The following is a 21,557-nucleotide window of genomic DNA, read 5'->3' on the forward strand; positions in this document are numbered from 1 at the left end:
GATTCCCTACCGTTCCAATTAAAAACAGAATCGTTTTTCAGTGGACCCTACTTTATCATCTGTTACAATAAAAATGGAAAACATTAAATCATTATTAATTATCTGTTTGTAGTTTATCTCGATAAATGAGAGCATATTCTTATATATATGTAATTTATCTTTGTTGAAAAAGTAAACCGGATTCCAATTTGTCAATCCTGTCCAAAGCAAATTCTCAGAATCATAACTCACATGGCATTGATGAAAAATACTTGGCCAATCATCATTAACATTTTTAGCTGAATCTTTATCCAAATAATTATATTGGCTATCACCAACCTTGTAATAAAGCAGATCATTGCTATGTATTGTGATTACATAACTTGAGGCCATCCATATCTGATTGAAATCTGGAGTGTATTCAGAACAGGATGGGGACGAAATAAAGATCAGAATAAAGAGAATAAAGGAAAAATATTTGTGTTCAATCATAATTATCCTTAGTTGCTTATTAAGATTATGGTATCCATGGATTAAGTTGAGGGATTTTAAATCTACATATTTCATTGTAGTGACCAATTAATTTGTCCACTTTTCTGTCTCGAAATCGTTTGACACGTCAGGGTATTTTTTCATCATTCCGTAGCGATATAGTAACAGTTCCACGGCCTTTCGTCGAGCCCTGCTTATCCATTACACGGAGGGGAAATCTGTCGGGTTACAGGATGCTCTCATTCAGGAGTAGTAAGTCGTCGGGGTCAGAACTTATATCTTTACTTTTCAGACTTTTTTCTTTGCCCTGCAAATGCATCCTGGCTCCCCTTCGGATCGGAATAAGGCTAGACTGTGGAAATAGAATGCTGAAACACCGCACTCATGACAACCGCTACCGACTCACGAATCTCACGATTATTGGATCTATGGGGACCATGGCGAACCTAATGACGGATGCAAATTACAAGGTCACAGGAATCACCTGTAACTATAAGAGTTTCCAGGTTAGGATCTTCCGGGAGTAGGCGTCCAGAAGGTGGAATGGATGACGGGTCTCGTTATCCAGCAATAATCGAAACATGGTGGCCGTGTATAATGGATTCATGCGGGCACTTATCCTTTTATTACCACTCCTTTTGGGTATTCCCCTTTTTGCTTCGGTACGCTCCAGTGCTGTGGCGGGTTCGTGGTATCCCGGTGATCCCGGAGCTCTGCGAAAGATGGTGGAAGGGTACCTGGCGGAGGCGGGGAAGGAAAAACGGAACGGAACCATTTCTGCACTGATCGTACCTCACGCCGGTTATGTCTATTCGGCCGGTGTCGCGGCCCATGCCTACTCTGAAGTGAAGGGAGGCTCCTATGACAGGGTCATTCTACTGGGTACGAGCCACTATTCGGGACACCGCGGGCTTTCCGTGGGTGATTACTCCGCGTATCAGACTCCTCTGGGGGATATTCCGGTTGACCGGGAGGCCGTGAAGAAGCTCCTGAAACACAAGGGAGTAAGCTTCATTCCCTCGGCCCACGTGCGGGAACATTCACTGGAAGCCCAGCTTCCCTTCCTCCAGGTTGTCCTCCCCAATGTGCCGATTGTGACGATCCTACCGGGACACGCGACGCCCTTGGAGGACGATCCCGAGCTGGTGGAGGCCATTCGAGAGGTTGTGGATGACCGGACCCTTGTCATCGTCTCTACCGATTTCACCCACTATGGGAGACGATTTGACTATGTCCCCTTCGATCAAGACATTGCGAGACGATTGAAGGCGCTGGACCTTGGAGCCTTTCACCTTCTTTCTTCTTCGGATCCTGCTGATTTCCAGATGTATCTCGATATTACGGAGGCGAGCATCTGCGGCCAGAGGGCTCTGAGGCTCCTGATGTCTCTCTTTCCCGGAGCGAAGTATGAACTCCTGAAGTATGCAACAAGCGGTGATCTTACCGGGGATTACTCCACCTGTGTGTCGTATGTGGCCGGTGCCGTAATCCCCGCTCCGGGATCACCATCGAAGCGCCAGGCTGCCCATCCGCTCTCAGGCTCTCTGGATGCAGGAGAAAAAGAAGTTCTGCTTCGTCTGGCCCGTGCAACCCTGGAGGCTCGCCTGCTGGGCTCCGGCAGCCTGTCGGACGCTCTGTTGGCCGTCCCTTCCACCGGGCATCTGCGGGAGATCGCGGGTGCTTTTGTGACGCTGAACAAGGACGGGAATCTTCGGGGCTGCATCGGGTATATTGAAGGGATCAAACCCCTGTACCAGGCCGTTGTGGATAACGCCATCTCCGCTTCGTCCAGAGATTACAGGTTTCATCCCGTGAAGGCTGATGAGCTCAAAGATATATCCGTTGAAGTGTCCGTGCTTTCTCCGCTGAAACCTGTGGATTCCTGGTCTGAGATTAAGTTGGGGACCCATGGAGTCATCCTGCAAAAGGGAGGACGTAGGGCCGTATTTCTCCCGCAGGTCGCCACAGAGACGGGATGGAGCCTGGAAGAGTTTCTCTCCCATCTGGCCCAGAAGGCAGGATTGCCGGGGGATGCCTGGAGGGAGGGAGCGGAGTTCGAAGTCTTTACCGCGGAGGTGTTTCATGAAGGATCTGAACCGTAGGGAAGTTCTCGTTGGCCTGGCGGGAATGCCCCTTCTCCTGGCGGCCGGAAAATCACCATCAAAAACTCCGGTTATCCGATTGTCGGAGACGCCGACAGCCGCAAACCTATCCCTGGGATTGAACGCTCTGTGCACGGGAAAGAGCTCGTTCCTTAAAGAAGAGCTGAGGCCGTCGGATATTGTGGGAATTAAGCTGAATTGCCTGGCGGGACGCAGGCTTTCCCCCCGCCCGGAGCTGGTCGATTCCCTCGTTGCCTTGCTGACGGAAGCCGGGATCAAACCCTCGAATATCTACGTTTTTGACCGCTCCGACAGGGAGCTGGTCAAAGCGGGTTTTCCTCTGTCCCCGGATGGGAAGGGACCCCGAGTTGTCGGGATTAATCAGGATTATGAAAAGGAAGTTTCGGAGTCCGGACCTGTGGGGAGCTGTTATGCCACCCTTGTAACCCGCACTGTAACCCGGCTGATCAACGTGAGCGTACTGAAGGATCACGATCTCGCCGGCGTTTCCGTGGGAATGAAAAATTTTTACGGCGTCATCCACAATCCGAACAAATATCACATGGATGCATGCTCTCCCTACGTGGCCCATGTCGTCAACCACCCCTCCATTCGCACAAAGCTTGTACTGACAGTCATCGATGCTTCGGTGGCTCAGTACCATGGGGGGCCGGCCTACAATCCCAGGTATACCTGGAAAGAGGGCGCAATCTATATGGCCCGTGATCCCGTTGCCCTCGATGCGGTGGGGTGGGATCGGATCGAGAAGGTTCGAAAAGAAAAAGGAATGGCCTCGCTGAAGGCCGAAAAACGAGAACCGGCCTACATCGCTGCAGCCCAGGCCCTTGGCCTGGGTACGGCGGATCTTTCTGCAATCGAGGTTGTTTCCCTTTAGGCTGTTTAGGGGTGGTATGCGGACGATTTCGGGGCAGGCTCGTGATACACTACCTCCCTTACCAGTGAGGAGGCCTTATGGCACGAAGATATTGCGGAACCTTACGAGAAGAGGATAACGGAACCCACGTCCTGTTGTTCGGATGGGTCCAGCGCGTCCGCGAACTGGGAGGACTTCGGTTTGTTCTCCTCCGGGACCGCGAAGGATCGGTCCAGGTTGTGGGAGATTCCTCCTTGAATCCGGCGGTTTTTTCGGCAATGGGCTCTCTGGGCGGCGAAGATGTTGTACGAATCGAGGGAGAGGTTCGGGAGAGGCCGAAGGATATGGTGAATCGTTCCATGGTCACAGGCGGTATCGAAGTTGTTGCCAGATCCCTCACCGTCCTATCAAAATCCGAAGTTCCCCCCTTTGTCATTGAGGACGAGGTCAAGGCCAGTGAAGAATTGCGTTTGACCTATCGCTATCTCGACCTTCGCCGGCCCTGGATGAACCGGAACCTCTATCTACGCCACCGGGCCGCAATGGAAATCCGGAAACATCTTTCGGACCATGGATTTATTGAGGTCGAAACCCCGATGCTGACCCGCTCCACCCCGGAGGGAGCCAGGGACTTTCTCGTTCCGAGCCGGGTCCACCGCGGCCAGTTCTATGCTCTGCCGCAATCCCCACAGCTCTTTAAACAGCTGCTGATGGTGAGCGGGCTGGATCGATATTTCCAGGTTGTAAGGTGCTTCAGGGACGAAGATCTTCGGGCCGATCGACAGCCTGAATTTACCCAGATCGATATGGAAGCCTCCTTTATCACGCCCGATGATCTGTTTACGATTATCGAGGGATTGCTTCAGAAGGTCTTTGCCCTGGTGGATGTTTCTCTTCCGGTTCCCTTTGCCCGAATCTCCTACACGGAAGCTATGGAAAAGTACGGCTCCGATCGTCCGGATATGAGAATTCCCTGGATAATTCAGGACCTTTCCACGATCTTCGAGGGTACGGAATTCCGTGTCTTTCAGTCAGTCATGGAAAATGGAGGCACAATTCGGGGACTCCACGTTCCGGGTGCTGAATTTTCCAGGAAAGATCTCGGGGAACTCGAGGAGGGAGTGAAAAAGCTCGGTCTCGGTGGATTGGCCTGGATCCGCTGGAAGGAGGATGTGGAAAGTTCCTTCCGTAAATTCATTACCGACGATCAGATTCAGGCGATGAAGAAGATGTTCCATCCCGAAATGGGAGGAGGTATGACCTTTGTCGCGGCCGGACCCGCGAAGACGGCTCTCTCTGCTCTTGGATGGCTTCGGCTCCATCTTGCCGATCGACTGAATGTGATCCCTCCGCAGTCTTTTTCTCCTGTATGGGTCGTGGACTTTCCGCTCGTGGAATGGAACGAAGAAGAGTCAAGGTTGGACCCCCTGCATCATCCTTTCACATCCCCGCACCCGGAGGATATTCCTCTCATGGATACGGAGCCACTGAAAGTCAGGGCTCTGGCCTACGACGTTGTGATCAACGGGAACGAGATTGGCGGCGGCTCGATCCGAATCCATACGAGCGATCTCCAGCAGAAGCTCTTTACGATGATTGGAATCGGCGAAGAAGAGGCGAAGGAAAAATTCGGCTTTCTCATGGATGCCTTTCGGTACGGTGCACCTCCCCACGGAGGAATAGCCCTGGGTTTCGATCGCCTGGTCATGCTCCTGGCCGGTGCCGCCTCCATCCGTGATGTCATTGCCTTTCCAAAGACCACGACGGCATCATGCCTGCTGACCCGGGCCCCTGCGGACGTGGATGAAAGACAGCTGAAGGAACTGGGAATCGATCTTACCCATCGGGAATGACGGACAGGGTGATCAGAAGCTGCGTATCCTTTCTACAACAGGGCAAAATATTGGAAGCGAGAAGAGTTTTATGAGAACCGTTGAATGCCTTCAGCTACTGGGTACGGCGGGAGCGGCAGTTGGATCGATTGTGGTTTCCTTCAAAATGAGGTTACTCAGGCACCTGAGAAGGAAAGGTGCAACGAGCCCGGAAGGAGCCATTCCTCTTGATCTGCGTGCCCCCCTTTCCCGATGGTTCCGGGATCGTCTCCTCCGGGCCGGAGTCCTGGTTTCACCGGATGAGGGGACCTTTTTCCTGAATGAGGAAGCCTACCGTATCTATCGAAACAGACGAATCCGGCTCGCTCTGAGCATCCTGGTGACCGGGGCGGCTCTCCTGGCTCTGGCACTTAAATTTTTCAATTGATGGGGTAACCTGTCCCCCCCCTTTTTTCCTTGATATTAGAACCCATCCCAGCCCCAACGTATGGAGTATGGCTTTGATTCAGAGGATAAAGGACTGGTCTTCCGTCTCGTCCGTGGAAACCTTTACGTTACAGCCGTTCATCTCCACCAGCATGTAGTCCGGCACGTTCGGGGAGGGGAAGTAGCGTTTGAAGAGGGGAAAGGACTCCAGGAAGGAAGTTTTTACGGCCGGATCCTCCACAATCCTGGCCTTTCCAGCGACTCGAATATGGACCATATCTTCAAAGGTCCATGCGGCTTCTACCCGGGGATTCGCGAGGATCTGTGAGACCTTATCGGAATTGGTATAGGTACAGAAATGGAGTTTGCCCATGTGAAAACGAAGGGCAATAGGACGCACTCGCGGCTGATCTACATCCAGGGTTGCAAGGTAGCCAAAGGAGTCATCCCGGTTGATTCGTTCAAGAAAATCCTCTCGCGTCATGGTCTGTCTCCTTCTTCCGAATGGCCGACCTGCCGAAGGATCCATGCAAAGTCAAAGGCGTCTTCCCGGAGCGCATCATACCGTCCCGATGCACCGCCATGGCCCGCATCCATGTTGGTTACGAGAAGGAGCTCGTTATGATCTGTCTTGAGGCTCCGGAGCCGGGCGACATACTTCGCAGGTTCCCAGAACATGACCTGGCTGTCAAAGAGGGACGTTTTCACGAGGATTGCCGGATAATCCTTAGCCTCGAGATTCGTATAAGGGCAGTAGGATCGAATGTATGCAAAAGCTTCCGGTTCATTCGGATTCCCCCATTCCAGGTATTCCTCCGTTGTCAGCGGAAGATCGGGATTCAGCATGGTGTTGATCACATCCACAAAGGGAACGTACGTTACAATCGATTTGAAGAGGTCGGGCCTCATGTTGGTGATTGCCCCCATGAGGAGACCGCCTGCGCTACCCCCGGTGGCCACGAGAAGATCTGGATTTGTGTAACCGGCAGATATGAGATGTTCGGCACAGGCGATAAAGTCTGTGAATGTGTTTTTTTTGTGCATCAGCTTCCCGTCTTCGTACCACAGTTTCCCCATTTCGTCTCCACCCCGAACGTGAGCCAGAGCGAAGATGACACCTCGATCGAGCAGGCTGAAATAGCGGGGCCGGAAGACGGCCGGCCGGGCAAAGCCGTAGGCGCCGTAGCCATCCAGAACCAGGGGATGAGCCTCGGGTGGATGAATATCGTTTCGGCGTATCAGAGTGATGGGGACTTCCTTCCCATCGGAAGTCTTTGCCCAGATCCGTTCCAGAGTGTAGCGGGCAGGATCATAGTGGGGTACTTCTTTTTGCTTCAGGAGGGTTTTTTCCCGGGTGCTCACCCGGTATTCGAAGGTACTTTCCGGTGTCAGAGGGGACTCATAGGAGAATCGATAGACTGGAGTATTAAAGACTTCATTCTGATCGGGATAGAGAGCGAAGGCTTCCTCTTCGAAGGTGATGCCGTGAGACTCCCCCGTGGTGAAATTCAGGATCCGGAGGTTCTGCAGGGCCCTCGATTTTTCCCGTACGACCATGAATTCCTGAAAGAGATCAAATCCTTCGATCATGACATCGGCCCGATGGGGAACCACTTCAACCCAGTGATCCATGGATGGCTGTGTGACGGGCGTCTTCACAATCCGATAATTTTCCGCCCCTCGATTGGTCTGGATGAAAAACTCTCCATTCCGGTGGTCGACAAGGTATTCATGGCCGAGTTCCCGTGGAAGGATTAATGTCCATTTCTCTCCGGGGCGATCTGCGGGTATATAGCGATATTCCGTTGTGCTTGAGGCATAAGATACAAGAAAAATATACTTTCCATCCCGGCTCCGGGTAACCCACGCCCGGAATCGGTCATCCGGTTCATCGTAGATCAGGTCGTCTTCCTCGGATTGGAGACGGTGGCTGTGCACGGTGTCGGGCCGTTTCGTTTCGTCTTCCCGCGTGTAGTAAAGGGTCCGGGAATCAGCGGCCCAGACGGCAGACTCCACATGATCGATCCGGTCCGGATAGATCTCTCCGGTTTCAAGGTTTTTCACGAAGAGGGTGTATTCCCGAAATCCCCGGGTATCCAGAGAATAGGCCAGCAGCTTCTCGTTGTCACTGACTTCAAAGAGCCCCAGTCCAAGGAACGGCTGCCCCTCTGCCAGCTCATTCAGATCGAGAAGAATCTCCTCTTTTCCGTCCGAACCATGCTTTTTCCGGCAGTAGATCGGGTATTGTTTTCCCTTTTCCGTTCGGTCGTAATAGTCATAATTCCCTTTGGGGTAAGGGACGGTCAGGTCGGTTTCCTTCATCCGGGAAACCATTTCCCGGTAAAGAGTCTCCTGAAGGTTCTCCGTTCCCTTCATTATGGTTTCGGCATAATCATTTTCATCCTTGAGATACTGAAGAACTTCGGGGTCTTCCCGATCCTGGAGCCAGCGGTAGTTGTCAACGCGGGTCTGCCCGAGGTGGGTCAGTTTTACGGGGATCTTTTTGGCGATGGGAGGGGAGGGAATTCCCTGGTTTCCCTTGCATGCGAAGGAAGAAAGAATCGACAGAACGAATAAAAATCTGAGAATAGGTTTCCAGTCGGTTCGTAGGTTCATGGCTGAATTATCTCAGAAAGACAACCGCTGCGAAAGATCTGCCCGATCTGCGAATTATCTTTTGCCGGGGGGTAATGAATTCTTAATTTACCAGGTAAGGATGAAGAAGTTTCAGACTGTCCGTGAAAATTTATGGGTCGATCCTGCCCGCAGGTAGGCGTCGAAGGGCATGGCAATATTGCGGACCAGGAGCCGTCCCAGGGGACGTACACGGATTTCCCGATCGGTCAGAGCGATGAGTCCGTCCGCTTCCAGAGGCTTCAGGTCCTCCAGTTCAGGGGCGAAGGTCGATTCAAAATCCAAACCGTAGTCGTCTTCGATTTCGTCGAACTTCAAAACGAAGTGGCACATGAGCCGCGTGATCAGGTCCCGGCGCATCACATCGTCGTCGGTCAGCTCCACACCCCTGAACACGGCAAGGCCCGTCTCTTCAATCCGCCGCTGATACGATTCAAGTTCCTTTTCGTTTTGAGCATAGGTGTTTCCCACCATGGAGATGGAGGAGACTCCAAAGGCAAAGAGGTCGGCTCCCGATTTTGTGGTATATCCCTGAAAGTTTCGATAGAGGGTCCGATCTTTCAGGGCCAGGGTGAGTTCATCCTCCGGTTTGGCGAAGTGGTCCATCCCGATAAAGACATACCCGGCGGACGTGAACTTTTCCACTACCATTTCCAGGATCCGGAGCTTTTCCATCGGGGAAGGCATGGCTTCTCCCTCAATAGCCCGCTGGTGCTTGATCATTTCGGGAAGGTAGGCGAAGTTGAAAACGGCGATCCGGTCCGGATCGATCTCAATGATCTTGTCCACCGTGGTCTCAAACTCCTCCCGGTTCTGATAAGGAAGACCGTAGATCAGGTCGACATTGATGCTCTCGAATTTCAATCCACGGCACATGGAGATCGTATGCCGTGTCAGTTCTTCGCTCTGAATGCGGTGGACAGCCTGTTGAACGCGAGGATCAAAGTCCTGGATACCCATGGATATACGGTTAAACCCGCATTCAGCCAGGGCCCGGAGATGTTCGTCAGTGCATTCCCTTGGATCGATTTCGATCCCGATCTCCGCGTCGTCCGCGAAGGTGAATCGTTCCCGGATCCCGTTCATGAGTTTGCGAATGAGATCGGGCGACAGGTAGGTGGGTGTACCGCCGCCCCAGTGCAGCTGAACCACGGGCCGTGACGGATCCAGGGTTTTCAGGACTTCATCCATTTCCCGGTGGAGCAGATCCACGTAGGGATGGGTCAGTTCTTCATGTTTTGTGTAGACGACATTACAGCCGCAGAAGTAACAGACTGACCGGCAGAAGGGAATGTGCACGTAGAGGGAGAGAGGACGGGAAGGATCGTTCTCCTGGGAGGTCAGGATTGTTTTCCTGTGAGTGTCCGAGTTGTACGCCGTCGTGAAGTTGGGAGCCGTCGGATACGAGGTGTAACGAGGACCCGGCTTGTCGTATTTCAGGATCAGGTCGAAGTTGAATTCGGGTTTCTGCCAGCGGGTTTCCATCGTTATCGGCTCTGAACGTATTTGACGAGAAATTCGACATTCTCCACCGGTGTCTTGGGAAGGACGCCATGGCCCAGGTTGAAGATGTGGGGATGTCCCTTCATTTCGCCCAAAATCCTGTCCGTCTCCTTCCGGATCGAGTCCTGGGAGGAGAAGAGAATTGCGGAATCGAGATTTCCCTGGAGGGGAAGACGGCCTTTTGTTGCCTCCAGTACCTTTGTCATGGGTTCATGCCAGCCGACGGAGACTGCCGTTGCGCCCGTTTCCGGGAAGAGTTCGGAAAGATGAGCTCCGTTCAGAAGGAAATAGACGACGGGGACGTGATCCCGGAGGCGCTCCGTGATGGACTGGACAAAGGGAAGCGCAAAATTCTTATATGCATCATAGGTGAGGCAGCCGCCCCAGGAGTCGAAGATCTGAACGACTTCCGCTCCGGCTTCCGCCTGGGCTTCGAGGAAGATCGCAACGGTGTCTGCGAAGTGTTTCATGATCTGAACGAAGGACTCCGGCTCCCTGTACATCCACTCTTTCGTTTTCAGAAAGTGTTTACTGGAGCCTCCTTCAATGGCGTACGACGCCAGGGTGAAGGGCGCTCCCGCAAACCCGAAAAGGGTGCAGGAGGGGGGAAGCTGGGCCCGCAGGGAACGGATCGTGTCCAGAACAAAGGGTAGATCCCGACCTGGATGTGGAATGGACAGAGACCGAAGTTGACTTACCGACGTCAACGGCTGGACGATGGGACCGGTACCCTCTTCGAAGCGAACGTCCAGCCCCATGGGAGGAAGGCAAATCAGGATGTCAGAGAAGAGGATCGCGGCATCCATGCCGAATTTCCGGATGGGCTGAAGGGTTACCTCCGTCGCCACTTCGGGAATTCTGCACATGTCCATGAATTCGTGATTCTTCCGAATCGCCTGATATTCATCCATATACCGCCCGGCCTGGCGCATCAGCCACACAGGCGGAGGGGAAACTGGTTCACCGTTCAATACGCGTAAAATCTTCTTCATGGCGCAATTGTACCATGTGCACTCAGGCTTTCTCTGCGTTGACCGGAAGGATAGATGCGTGCTAGGTTGCCGTGTATGAATACCATGTGCTCCATTCAACGATTGGATCTCTCTGCCTATTCCTGGGAGGATGCCCGGGGATGGGGACTGAACCTTCTGAAGGCCTCTCTGGGAACCGATCCGACCATCGGGGATCTCCATGTGGTCTCCATGGAGCCAGGTTCTGTGAGGGGAAACCATTTCCACGATGCGGGAGTTGAATGGCTCCTTATTCTGAACGGTCCGGTGGATGTAATTTGGAGCAAGCCTTCAGGAACATCGCAAAAGGAGCGGATCATAGAATTTCCTGCCCTGTACAGGATTCCCCCCGGTGTAGCCCACGCAGTGATCAATGTCTCCGCAGGTGTTGTCTTTCTGGTGGCCGTGGGGGATCAGGGGGAACGGGAAACCCGTCCCTGTACTCTGGTTGAAGGAGTGCAGACTATCTCTCAGGGCTGAAGAACCTCTTGAAAAATATCGATGTAGGTCTCAGCAACCTCTTTCCAGGAGGGTAGCGATACGGGAACTTCTTTGCCGGGGCGGACATTCATCATGTATTGGATTCCGGTGAGGATGGCGGAGGGCGAGGTGTCCACAATGTGACACTGTGGATGAGGATATTCCTGTGCCGCAGGAACGGGTGTCGATACTATGGGTGTGCCTGCGGTCAGGGCCTCAATGACAGGAAGCCCGAATCCTTCCTGCAGGGAGGGGAAGATAAACAGTCTTGCCCTCCGGTAGAGTTCCCATTTTGTCCGTTCGTCTACATATCCCAGGAAAAGGGTTCGATCACTCCCGCTGTATCTGGTTTTCCATCCCTTATCTCCCGCGATCACGAGGGGGGGAAGAGTGGGGTCGGAACTGTGGGCTTCCAGGAGAGAGTGCAGGTTTTTCCGGGGTTCCAGTGTGGATACTGTGAGAAGAAATTCTGACGGGAGGGGAGAGATGTCCGAAGGAGAGGGAAGAGGAACGGGGCGTCCGGGAGGGACGACGCCCACCCTGGGTCCCACTCCAGGGAAATAATGTCGGACGGAATCCCGGGTTGCGCGGCTTACGGCGATGATACGATCTGCACGATCAAAGGATCGATCATAGAAAGGAACCGTAGTGAGTCGGTTTTTCATGCGGTGCCATCCGGGGTGTTCGAGAGGTGTGATGTCGTGGACGATAAGGACGGAAGGAATACGGATGTTCCAGGGCAACACATTCAGGGGTGCAAGAAAGAGATCCACCTTCTCCTGATCAAGGATCCGCGGAAGAAAGCCGTGATAATAGATATTTCCCTTCAGAACCGGTCCCGTATGCCAGGTGGCCCGGATGGGAATGGGAAAGGGTGCGATTTCTCGGGGGAGAAAGATATGAAGATCGCAGAGGTGGCCAAGCTCAGTCAGGAGAAGAGCCAGATGCTGGCCGATCCCCGTCCGGGGCGGGTAGAGTGCCCGTCCGTCAACGGCAATCTTCACAGCTGCTCTCCAGCACGGAAAGAGTTTCCCTTGCCGCTTCTTCCCATTTGAATAAAGCCGCCTGCTTCCGCCCGGCCTTGCGATATTGTTCCTGAAGTGGTTTATGGGTCCATACGTCCATAATGACCTTTGCCAAAGCTTCAGGTGTGGGAGAGTCAACATAGGCACAGGCATCTCCCCCCACCTCCGTAAGGGAGGAGTTTCGTGCCGCAATCACGGGACATCCATTTGCCATGGCTTCAAGGAGTGGGAAACCGAAGCCCTCGTAATGACTGGGGAAGACAAAGAGATCGGCATTGTGGTAGAGATCGCCCAGTCTGGTGCGATTCACATAATTCAGATGGCGAATCGAGCCCGCATAGGGGTGGGCTCTCATCTTTGAGAGTGTTTCTTCGCTCTTCCAGCCAACCTTCCCGGCAATCACAAGCTTTCCCGGATACCCCTGCTGCTTTACGAGGGAAAAAGCATTCAAAAGGGAATCGAGGTTTTTCCGTGGCTCGATTGTGGACACGAAGAGCAGATAGGGACTCTGTTCCAGCGACCCGCCGGATGAACAGGGAGCGTCAAGGCCGGAAAGGACTTTTATCGTTTTTGATTCTGCACCCGGAAAATAGGAAGCGATGTCATTTCGTGTACTTTCCGATACTGCAATAATCCTGCTTGCATGGTAGATACTGGATGGCATCCTCGATTCCAGGAGATGGAGAGTCTCATTCTGGACAAATTCCGGAAAAACCTTGAAGGTCAGGTCGTGAATCGTAGGGACCATGTCGGGAGCTGCGCGTTCCATCCTTGAAGGAGGAAAGAAATTGGGGGCAAAGAGTACATCGTTTTGGTCCAGGATCTGGAAGAGAGGTTCGAATACCGCTTTGCAGATCAGGAGTATGACAGATCGGGGCAGGATCAGCCTGGATGGGATGCCGTGAGTGCGGAAGCGGACTCCCGGGAGATCAATGTCAACAAAAAGGCCGTCGCCCTCTTCTTCCATGCGGAACATGTGTCCGTAAAGATTTATGCGAACATCGGACCTTTGGGAAAGGTTGCGCAGAAGATGATAGGCGTACCAGCCGACTCCGGTCAAATTTTCGTAAAAGGGAAAGATATCCCAGGCTATGGTGAGAGGAAAAGATTCCCCCCGGCACCGTGCCTGGTGACGGCGGATCGAATCTCTCAACGTACCTGCAAGATCGCGGAAAATATGCAGGATAAATCGGGCGGTGTGATACAATCGACGAATCAATGAAGCCATATTATAGAACATTTTTCATGCTGTTCCTTCTGGCGGCGTGCGGACCCGCACCTGCTCCCACCCCGAAATCGATTGCTTCGTCCCACGTCCTATCCCCTGTGTCTGCGGACTGGCACCTCTTTACCCTCCTTACACCCCAGACACGCCGGCTCCTTTCAATTGTGATCGGAGATCGTGAAATCCCTTCCATTCCTCACTCCATTCACCTGGCGGGAAGGAAGCAGCATCTGCGGTTCATTGAGGCGCAGGGCGGAGTACTAACTTCGATGGCGGCATTTCTTCCCAATCCAGCCGGATGGGTGACGTGTAAGGAGAGTACCGCACCTCTGGCTAGGATTCGAACGGATGTCACTGCGGAAACCATCCAACTACCCCTTATTGGAAACGACATTCCTTTCCAGGAACCTGCTGATATGATCGCCTGGCTGGGTGATGGTTCGAACAACTGGAAAGGCCTTATCACCATCCGCAATAGAGGGCTTTTCTGGGAATTCCTGGGGGTCATGAATGCTGAATCCGGTGAAAATGCGGTTCATCACCCGGATGCCTCCCTTGTCTTTGTTGCACTTCCTGGTTCGGCCCTGGCCAACTGGCTGGGTTCGGGGGGGCGCAGGATTGACCTTGCTGTCTCTGAAGAAACCGCGATTCTAAAGGTCGGTTCTCATTCAGTTTCGGTAGGTGATGGCACGATTGTGTCGACCGGATCTCCCTCCTTCAGTCTCTTCGGTCATTACGATCGATCCAATCTGCGTCTTCCCGGAACACTTTCCCTGCCCGCTGCCGTTCACAGGGGACTTCGGGGGTTTGATTCTTTTGACATTCTGTGTGAAAATAGGGGGCCCCTGGAGGTTTGCAGGGGTAGGTTTGTATTAAAGGAGTTGTAAGATGTCCCAGTGGCGCGTCAACCTCTTGGACATCCCTTCCGAAGGTCTGCCTTTGGACGGGAAGATTGTCTTTGGGGAAGACCTAATCCATCCCGATCAGGAACTGACCATTCCGGAAGCCATGATGCGGGGTATCGTGAGAAAGATTTCCGGGGGATTTACCCTGCAGGGAAATCTTTCTTTTACCCTGGAGCTTCCCTGTTCCCGATGCCTGGAAAGTTATCCGCTGGCTCTATCGATTCCTTTTAATTATCGTCTGACCCGGGAACGGGATGACGATCCCGGCACCTGCACGTACGAGGATGACGCCGTCGTCCTGGACGAGATTATGGCGGAACTGGTTTTACTGAATGTTCCCATGAAGCCGCTCTGTTCCGAATCCTGCAAGGGGCTCTGCCCCAATTGCGGGATTAACCTGAATACAGGGTCCTGTTCATGCCAGCCGCCGACCGATCCACGCTGGGGCGCGCTGAAGAACCTAACATAAGAAGGAGAAGAAGATGCCAAATCCAAGACACAGGCATTCCAGAACAAGAGGAAGAAAACGTCAGGCCCACGATGCCCTTAAGGCCGTTCCGAGGACAGAATGTCCCCACTGCCATGAGCAGAAACTTCCTCACCACGTTTGTCCCCACTGTGGCCATTATCGAGGCCGGCAGGTGATGGAAGGCCAGGATACCATTTGAGAATCGCTGTAGATGCAATGGGGGGTGATTACGCCCCCCGGAATATCGTTGCCGGTGCCCTTGAAGCCGCCGAGCTGGGTATTCCCATAACTCTGGTTGGGAGGGAGGATGCCATCCTTTACCATCTCCCACCCTCTTCTCAGTGGCCTGCAGGACTACAGGTTGTCCATGCCCGGGATGTCGTGGGAATGGATGATCCTCCGACCTCGCCGCTGAAGAATAAAAAAGACAGCTCGGTGCGGGTCGCTGCGAACCTCGTCCGCAACGGTGAAGCCATGGCGCTTGTTACTGCTGGAAATACCGGGGCGGCCATGGTATGCGGGAAACTGGTGATCGGTGTCCTGCGAGGAGTAGACCGTCCTGCCCTCGCCACGATTCTTCCCAGCCTCCATGGACACGTCGTGGTCACGGATGTGGGAGCAAATGTCGAATGTAAGCCCCGAAACCTTCTGCAATTTGCCATTATGGGAAGTCTGTACACGGAGTCGATCCTGGGGATCCGTTCTCCCCGCATTGGACTTCTATCCAATGGGGAAGAAGAGACGAAAGGAACCGAACTGGTTCTTGAGGCTGCCCAGCTCATCAAGAAGACAAACCTCAACTTTATCGGAAACGTGGAGGGCAGGGATGTTTTTCTGGGGAAGGTCGACCTCGTGGTTACCGACGGATTTACGGGAAATATCATCCTGAAGGCGGCGGAAGGTCTTGGGGAAATGGTCGGAACCATGTTGAAGGAGTCGATCAAGGAAAGCCTTCCTGCCAGTTTCGGATATCTTTTGTCCAAGGGAGCCTTTAAAAAGTTTCAAAAGAGAGTGGATTATTCAGAATACGGGGGTGCGCCCCTTCTCGGAACGAATGGTGTCGCGATTATCTGCCACGGAAGATCTACCCCCAAAGCCATTCGAAACGCGATTCGAGTGGCCTTTGAGTATATTGACACGGGTTTGCATGACAAAATCGAGGTGAGTATGAAGGAATTCAGCCTCCTTGAAAAATTCCATATTCCCAAAGGATGGACCCATGAGCCGTAGAGCACGTATTGTAGAAACAGGCCATTGCCTGCCCGAAAAAGTCGTGACTAATTTTGACCTGGAGAAGATCGTCGATACCTCCGACGAGTGGATTACAACACGAAGCGGTATTCGAAGTCGTCACATTGCCCGGAAAGATGAACCCCTTTCTGATCTGGCCGTAACCGCTGCACGACAGGCCCTCGAAACAAGCGGTATTCCCCTGGATAAGCTCGATCTGATCATCCTGGCTACAGTAACCCAGGAACAGCTTTTCCCTGCGACCGCGTGCATGATTCAGCATAAGCTCGGTGTGAAGAATGCGGCCGCGATGGATATACAGGCCGGGTGTACCGGTTTTATTTATGCTCTTTCCATTGCGGATCAATTCATTCGATCGGGAAAGTATGACAACGCCCTCGTCATCGGTGGAGAGGTGTTATCCAGGTATGTGAACTGGAAAGATCGAAATACCTGCGTTCTCTTTGCCGACGGAGCGGGAGCGGTTGTGCTCCGGGCCGAAGAGGGGGAACGGGGTGTCCTGGAAACAGGTCTCTATGCCGATGGCAGTATGTATGACCTTCTTTCCATGCCGGGTGGAGGAAGTAATGCTCCCGCGAACAGGAAGGAAGAATTTGATCCCGATCTCTTCCATATCCATATGAAGGGGAACGAAACCTTCAAAATTGCAGTTCGGAGCCTGACCGACGTGAGCTTTGAAGTATTGAGCCGTCACGGACTGAACCCGACCGAAGTGGACTGGCTCTTTTTTCACCAGGCCAATGTCCGGATTATCCAGGCTGTCGCCGACCGTCTGGGAATTGATAACAGCAAGGCCTATATCAATATCGACCATGTAGGGAATACATCCGCCGGGTCGATCCCCATCGCTCTGGACGAGGCCAATAAAAAGGGTCTGATAAAACCTGGGGAGCTCATGCTTATGTCAGCGTTTGGAGCAGGCCTTACGTGGGGAGCCGCTCTGGTGAGGTGGTAGGATGAAAACCGCCCTGCTCTTCCCCGGTCAGGGAGCACAATTTACCGGGATGGGTTCCGACCTCTTTGCGGCCGACCCGAAATCCTCTGAATTACTGGAAATTGCCGATCGGACTCTTCATTTTCATCTTTCCGAATTGATCCGTAACGGACCGGAGGAGGAGCTTCAAAAAACAGCCAATACACAGCCCGGCATTCTTACGGTTTCTTCAGCTTTTGCTTCCTATCTCAAGCGCCATGGGTTAATGGCGGACATGGTGGCAGGGCACAGTCTCGGTGAATATTCAGCACTTGTTTATGCCGGGGCGATTACCTTTGAAGATGCTGTGAGAATGGTTCATCTTCGGGGAAAGTACATGCAGGAGGCTGTTCCCGAGAGGGAAGGCGCGATGGCGGCAATTCTGGGACTTACCAGCGATCAGGTTGTCACGATCTGCTCCAGAGCATCTGAAGCGGGCGTTGTCTGTGCTGCAAATTTCAATGCTCCAGAACAGACGGTAATCAGTGGATCGGCATCTGGAGTGGAGGCTGCAATCCAACTTGCCAGGGAAGAAGGAGCCAAGCGGGCCGTACCTTTAAAAGTTTCTGCTCCCTTTCATTCTCCGCTGATGGAGCTGGCCCGGGTTCGAATGACAGCGGTGTTGAATAACGTTTCTTTTTCGCGGCTCCGGATGCCCCTGGTGAACAACATCGACGCGATGCCCATTCAGGAGGGAGAGGCTGCCCGTGATGGACTCATCCGCCAGGTTGACGGTCCGGTCCGATGGGTTGAAACGATTCGCACAATGGCAAATGCGGGGGTGACGCGATATATAGAAGTTGCACCTGGAAAGGTCTTATCCGGTCTTGTCAAGCGTATTCAATCGGACGCGGAAGTGGTTTCTCTATCCACCTACGATGAAATGACACAATTCTTGGGAGGTACGTCATGAATATTGACCTGAAGGGAAAAAGAGCCCTGGTGACGGGCGGAGCTCGCGGGATTGGGGCCGCCATCGCAACCCAGCTTGCTGACTGTGGTGCAGACCTTCTTCTCCTCGATATTGAAGCCAGTGCCCTTGCTCAGAAGGTTGAGGAGTTAAGGCAGACAGGAGTGAAGGTATCGGGAATCCAGGCGGATATTACAAATTCCGAGCAGACGATCGAGCTCGTTCAATCAGATTATAAAGCCAACGGTGATTGTCTGATCCTGGTTCACAATGCAGGTCTGACAAGAGACAATCTTCTCATGCGGATGGGGGCCGATCAGTGGGATCTGGTGATGAAGGTTAATCTTTACCCTCTGCACTATCTGACGCAGGAGTGTCTCAGGCCGATGATGAAGGCCCGATGGGGAAGGGTGATCGCAATCAGTTCGGTTACGGGTCTTATGGGAAATCCGGGACAGTGTAACTATGCCGCCACAAAGGCCGGAGTGATCGGATTCATAAAATCTCTGGCCAGAGAGGTCGGTTCCAGAAATATTACCGCCAATGCGGTCGCGCCCGGTTTTATACGCACGCCCATGACGGAAAATCTCGAAGGGGATCAGATTGATCGTCTCAAGGATGCAATTTCACTCAAACGTCTCGGGGAACCCGAGGATATTGCCAGTGCTGTGACCTTTCTTGCCAGCCCGCTGGCGGACTATATCACCGGAACGGTTCTTAATGTCTCCGGTGGTCTTTACATGTAACCGGAAAGGCAGTACAATCCAAACGCTCGGGGCGTAGCGCAGCCTGGTAGCGCACACGGTTCGGGACCGTGTGGTCGGAGGTTCAAATCCTCTCGCCCCGACCATTATCTCCATTAAACAACGTGCACTAACCGCTAATGTGGCTGGAAGGCTCCATTCCGGGATTTGGCGCACCTCCCACACCCCGCCCTGCGGAGCAAATCCTCTCGCCCCGACCATTATCTCCATTAAACAACGTGCACTAACCGCTAATGTGGCTGGAAGGCTCCATTCCGGGATTTGGCGCACCTCCCACACCCCGCCCTGCGGAGCAAATCCTCTCGCCCCGACCATTATCTCCATTAAACAACGTGCACTAACCGCTAATGTGGCTGGAAGGCTCCATTCCGGGATTTGGCGCACCTCCCACACCCCGCCCTGCGGAGCAAATCCTCTCGCCCCGACCATTATCTCCATTAAACAACGTGCACTAACCGCTAATGTGGCTGGAAGGCTCCATTCCGGGATTTGGCGCACCTCCCACACCCCGCCCTGCGGAGCAAATCCTCTCGCCCCGACCATTATCTCCATTAAACAACGTGCACTAACCGCTAATGTGGCTGGAAGGCTCCATTCCGGGATTTGGCGCACCTCCCACACCCCGCCCTGCGGAGCAAATCCTCTCGCCCCGACCATTATCTCCATTAAACAACGTGCACTAACCGCTAATGTGGCTGGAAGGCTCCATTCCGGGATTTGGCGCACCTCCCACACCCCGCCCTGCGGAGCAAATCCTCTCGCCCGATTCTTCCCCCAACTCCACGGTGGACACAGGCTGCAAGGTTGGACGGTACCGCAGTGATTCAGATCCCCGGGAGGCACGTGTGCGTGTATACTAGTCCCATGCCCTTCCTTGTCTATACCGAAAATGAGGAATGGAAAGTCTGGTCGATCCCCGAAGGACAAACCAGCCTGGGACGAGACGATTCGGCAGATCTGATTCTCAGGTCCAATCACGTATCAAGGAACCATTGTGCTCTTTCCTTTGATAAGGATGGTCCCTGCATTGAGGATCTCGGCAGCAAGAATGGAACGATCGTCAACGATCAGAAGATCGATTCGGTTTACAGATTGAGAGATGGGGATGTGCTCAGGCTCGGGGACGTCATTTTAGTCTACATGGATGAGATCTCTGATCGCTTTTCCATCAGGATCGGACAGTGGAAGCTGGACCGCGACACGATGGAGCTTTCCCTGGAGAAAAAAGGTCCCCTTGGAAAATATTCAGAACTTCTGGAAAGTGTGCGAAAGAATTTTCCCGGAGATTACCAGGCTGTGCTGCACAGTGTAAATCAGCTGTTTCACTTTGAAGGGTCGGCATTCCTGAGAATTGAGGAAGGAACCGTTACCGTGGAGGGACTTGTCGCGGGAACGGGAGGCCTTCCTCTTTCCAGAGCCTATATTCGCGATCATCTGCGTCTGCAACGACCCGTACTTTCCTGCAGGATGGATTGGGAGGAAGGATCTACACTTTCTGAATCCTATGCTCAGGGGCTCTTACTTCTGCCCCTTCCGGGTGGATATGCATTCTATGGGGTCAGTAGAGAGGTGTTGACGATTTCTCCGGAGGAGTGTGGGCTTATTGCCGAAATCCTGGGGCTCTGCATCCGAAGCAAGATCTGGGGTGAGGAAGTGACCCGGCTCCGAAGGGAGACAGAACTTGTGAACCGGCAGGAGTCGAACAGAGAATTCGCATTTATCGGGTCGGCTCCATCTATGGTTGAAGTCCTTAAAACCATGAGATCCGCTCTTGAGTCCGATGCTACGATTCTGATCACGGGAGAATCAGGAACGGGAAAGGGACTCCTTGCCCGCATGATCCATTCACTCTCCCCCCGCCGGGATTTTGGATTTGTTGCAATCAATTGCAGTGCCATTCCGGATACGCTCTTCGAGGCGGAAATGTTTGGGACCGTCAAGGGTGCAGCTACAGATGTTCGGGAGCGTGAAGGATATTTCATTCTGGCAGATCGGGGGACACTCTTTCTGGATGAGATATCCAACCTATCTCCGGCCGGACAGGCCAAACTCCTCAAAGCTATAGAAGAAAAGTGGATTCTTCCCGTGGGGGCGACAATACCAAGAAAAATTGATACCAGAATTCTTGTGGCTTCCAACGCGAATCTAAAACAGCTGGTTGATGAAAAGAAGTTCAGAAACGATCTTTATTACCGCCTCAATATCCTGGAACTGGCCATTCCTCCCCTTCGAGAACGTCGAGAGGATATCCTGTTGCTCGCCGACTACTTTCTCAAAGACCTGGCCCGCCAGTACCGTCAGGCACCGCCGCGTCTGGATGTGCAGGCGGCACGAATTCTTGAGTCGTATCCCTGGCCCGGGAATGTCCGTGAGTTGCGCAATATTATGGAACGGCTGGTTCTTCTCTTCCCCGATCATGCAGTACAGGAAAAGGATCTCTCCCCCCTTCTCAAGCCAGTTGGCAACAAGGGGGATGTATTTGCCTTTTCGGAATCGATGTCATGGAAAGAATTCAAACACCGGTTGACAGGTATCTATCTCGAAAAAATTCTGGCACAGAATGACGGAAACATTCGTTGTGCCGCCAAAGCCGCAGGAATGACCTACCGCAACTTTCTCTACCTGTTGGACAAACAGAAGAAACCGTACCCGGAGGAAATGTAGGATTCTCCCTTACCCTGTCCCCATCGTTGTTATGCTGAC

19 protein-coding genes and 1 tRNA gene are annotated in these 21,557 nt (G+C 53.0%); 14 read left to right on the forward strand and 6 right to left on the reverse strand.

The window, feature by feature from the left end:
• Positions 1–1,076: 1,076 nt before the first annotated feature.
• The 4 genes from amrB to PLD04_12720 all read left to right on the forward strand — a co-directional run bounded on the left by amrB (position 1,077) and on the right by PLD04_12720 (position 5,706).
• On the forward strand, positions 1,077–2,573 hold the full coding sequence (amrB, locus tag PLD04_12705) for an AmmeMemoRadiSam system protein B (protein ID HXK69190.1): 1,497 nt from the start codon (positions 1,077–1,079) through the stop codon (positions 2,571–2,573).
• Positions 2,554–3,468 carry a DUF362 domain-containing protein gene (locus tag PLD04_12710; GenBank protein ID HXK69191.1) on the forward strand — a complete coding sequence of 305 codons (915 nt, stop codon included), beginning with the start codon at positions 2,554–2,556 and terminating at the stop codon, positions 3,466–3,468. The genes amrB and PLD04_12710 overlap by 20 nt, the downstream gene beginning before the upstream one ends.
• Before the next feature lie 77 nt (positions 3,469–3,545).
• On the forward strand, positions 3,546–5,300 hold the full coding sequence (gene aspS / locus PLD04_12715; protein ID HXK69192.1) for an aspartate--tRNA ligase: 1,755 nt from the start codon (positions 3,546–3,548) through the stop codon (positions 5,298–5,300).
• A 70-nt stretch (positions 5,301–5,370) separates the two neighbouring features.
• Positions 5,371–5,706: a hypothetical protein gene (locus tag PLD04_12720; GenBank protein HXK69193.1), complete on the forward strand. Its 336-nt coding sequence runs from the start codon at positions 5,371–5,373 to the stop codon at positions 5,704–5,706.
• Between the two features lie 78 nt (positions 5,707–5,784).
• Here the strand turns inward: PLD04_12720 and PLD04_12725 are convergent, their stop codons facing one another.
• From PLD04_12725 to hemE, 4 genes are all read right to left on the reverse strand, one after another.
• Positions 5,785–6,189, reverse strand: coding sequence for a pyridoxamine 5'-phosphate oxidase family protein (locus PLD04_12725; protein ID HXK69194.1), 405 nt, complete (start codon positions 6,187–6,189; stop codon positions 5,785–5,787).
• A complete protein-coding gene (locus PLD04_12730; protein HXK69195.1) occupies positions 6,186–8,321 on the reverse strand; it encodes a S9 family peptidase in 2,136 nt (711 codons plus the stop codon). The genes PLD04_12725 and PLD04_12730 overlap by 4 nt, the downstream gene beginning before the upstream one ends.
• A 111-nt stretch (positions 8,322–8,432) precedes the next feature.
• Positions 8,433–9,824: an oxygen-independent coproporphyrinogen III oxidase gene (gene hemN, locus PLD04_12735; protein HXK69196.1), complete on the reverse strand. Its 1,392-nt coding sequence runs from the start codon at positions 9,822–9,824 to the stop codon at positions 8,433–8,435.
• A 2-nt stretch (positions 9,825–9,826) separates the two neighbouring features.
• Positions 9,827–10,834 carry a uroporphyrinogen decarboxylase gene (hemE, locus tag PLD04_12740; GenBank protein HXK69197.1) on the reverse strand — a complete coding sequence of 336 codons (1,008 nt, stop codon included), beginning with the start codon at positions 10,832–10,834 and terminating at the stop codon, positions 9,827–9,829.
• 75 nt (positions 10,835–10,909) lie between these two features.
• On the opposite strand from hemE, the gene PLD04_12745 reads away from it, so the two are divergent.
• Positions 10,910–11,332, forward strand: coding sequence for a cupin domain-containing protein (locus PLD04_12745; protein HXK69198.1), 423 nt, complete (start codon positions 10,910–10,912; stop codon positions 11,330–11,332).
• Here PLD04_12745 and PLD04_12750 read toward each other — a convergent pair.
• Together PLD04_12750 and PLD04_12755 are read right to left on the reverse strand one after the other, a co-directional pair.
• The gene (locus tag PLD04_12750; protein ID HXK69199.1) at positions 11,323–12,336 is read right to left on the reverse strand and encodes a glycosyltransferase family 1 protein; all 1,014 of its coding nucleotides are present in this window, start codon (positions 12,334–12,336) and stop codon (positions 11,323–11,325) included. The two genes, PLD04_12745 and PLD04_12750, sit on opposite strands and share 10 nt — an antisense overlap.
• Complete coding sequence (locus tag PLD04_12755; protein ID HXK69200.1) at positions 12,320–13,576, reverse strand: glycosyltransferase family 1 protein; 1,257 nt, start codon at positions 13,574–13,576, stop codon at positions 12,320–12,322. Before PLD04_12755 ends, PLD04_12750 begins: the two co-directional genes overlap by 17 nt.
• 26 nt (positions 13,577–13,602) lie before the next feature.
• Between PLD04_12755 and PLD04_12760 the strand changes: the two genes are divergently transcribed.
• The 9 genes from PLD04_12760 (at position 13,603) to PLD04_12800 (ending at position 21,518) form a co-directional block, all read left to right on the forward strand.
• Entirely contained in the window at positions 13,603–14,469 is an 867-nt protein-coding gene (locus tag PLD04_12760) for a hypothetical protein (protein ID HXK69201.1), read from the forward strand.
• A gap of 1 nt (position 14,470) precedes the next feature.
• Positions 14,471–14,956, forward strand: coding sequence for a DUF177 domain-containing protein (locus PLD04_12765; GenBank protein HXK69202.1), 486 nt, complete (start codon positions 14,471–14,473; stop codon positions 14,954–14,956).
• Positions 14,957–14,969: 13 nt separating this feature from the next.
• Positions 14,970–15,155 (forward strand): 50S ribosomal protein L32, encoded by a 186-nt coding sequence (rpmF, locus tag PLD04_12770; GenBank protein HXK69203.1) that lies wholly within the window; start codon positions 14,970–14,972, stop codon positions 15,153–15,155.
• Positions 15,152–16,186, forward strand: a complete 1,035-nt coding sequence (gene plsX / locus PLD04_12775) for a phosphate acyltransferase PlsX (protein ID HXK69204.1) — start codon at positions 15,152–15,154, stop codon at positions 16,184–16,186. Before rpmF ends, plsX begins: the two co-directional genes overlap by 4 nt.
• Positions 16,176–17,162: a beta-ketoacyl-ACP synthase III gene (locus tag PLD04_12780; protein HXK69205.1), complete on the forward strand. Its 987-nt coding sequence runs from the start codon at positions 16,176–16,178 to the stop codon at positions 17,160–17,162. The genes plsX and PLD04_12780 overlap by 11 nt, the downstream gene beginning before the upstream one ends.
• 1 nt (position 17,163) lies before the next feature.
• Positions 17,164–18,093: an ACP S-malonyltransferase gene (gene fabD / locus PLD04_12785; GenBank protein ID HXK69206.1), complete on the forward strand. Its 930-nt coding sequence runs from the start codon at positions 17,164–17,166 to the stop codon at positions 18,091–18,093.
• Positions 18,094–18,095: 2 nt separating this feature from the next.
• The gene (fabG, locus tag PLD04_12790; protein ID HXK69207.1) at positions 18,096–18,836 is read left to right on the forward strand and encodes a 3-oxoacyl-[acyl-carrier-protein] reductase; all 741 of its coding nucleotides are present in this window, start codon (positions 18,096–18,098) and stop codon (positions 18,834–18,836) included.
• Positions 18,837–18,863: 27 nt separating this feature from the next.
• Positions 18,864–18,940 (forward strand) — tRNA-Pro (locus PLD04_12795).
• Between the two features lie 778 nt (positions 18,941–19,718).
• Entirely contained in the window at positions 19,719–21,518 is a 1,800-nt protein-coding gene (locus tag PLD04_12800; GenBank protein ID HXK69208.1) for a sigma 54-interacting transcriptional regulator, read from the forward strand.
• Positions 21,519–21,557: the final 39 nt, after the last annotated feature.

The sequence above is a fragment of the Thermoanaerobaculia bacterium genome (genome assembly GCA_035593605.1).
Classification (GTDB): domain Bacteria; phylum Acidobacteriota; class Thermoanaerobaculia; order UBA2201; family DAOSWS01; genus DAOSWS01.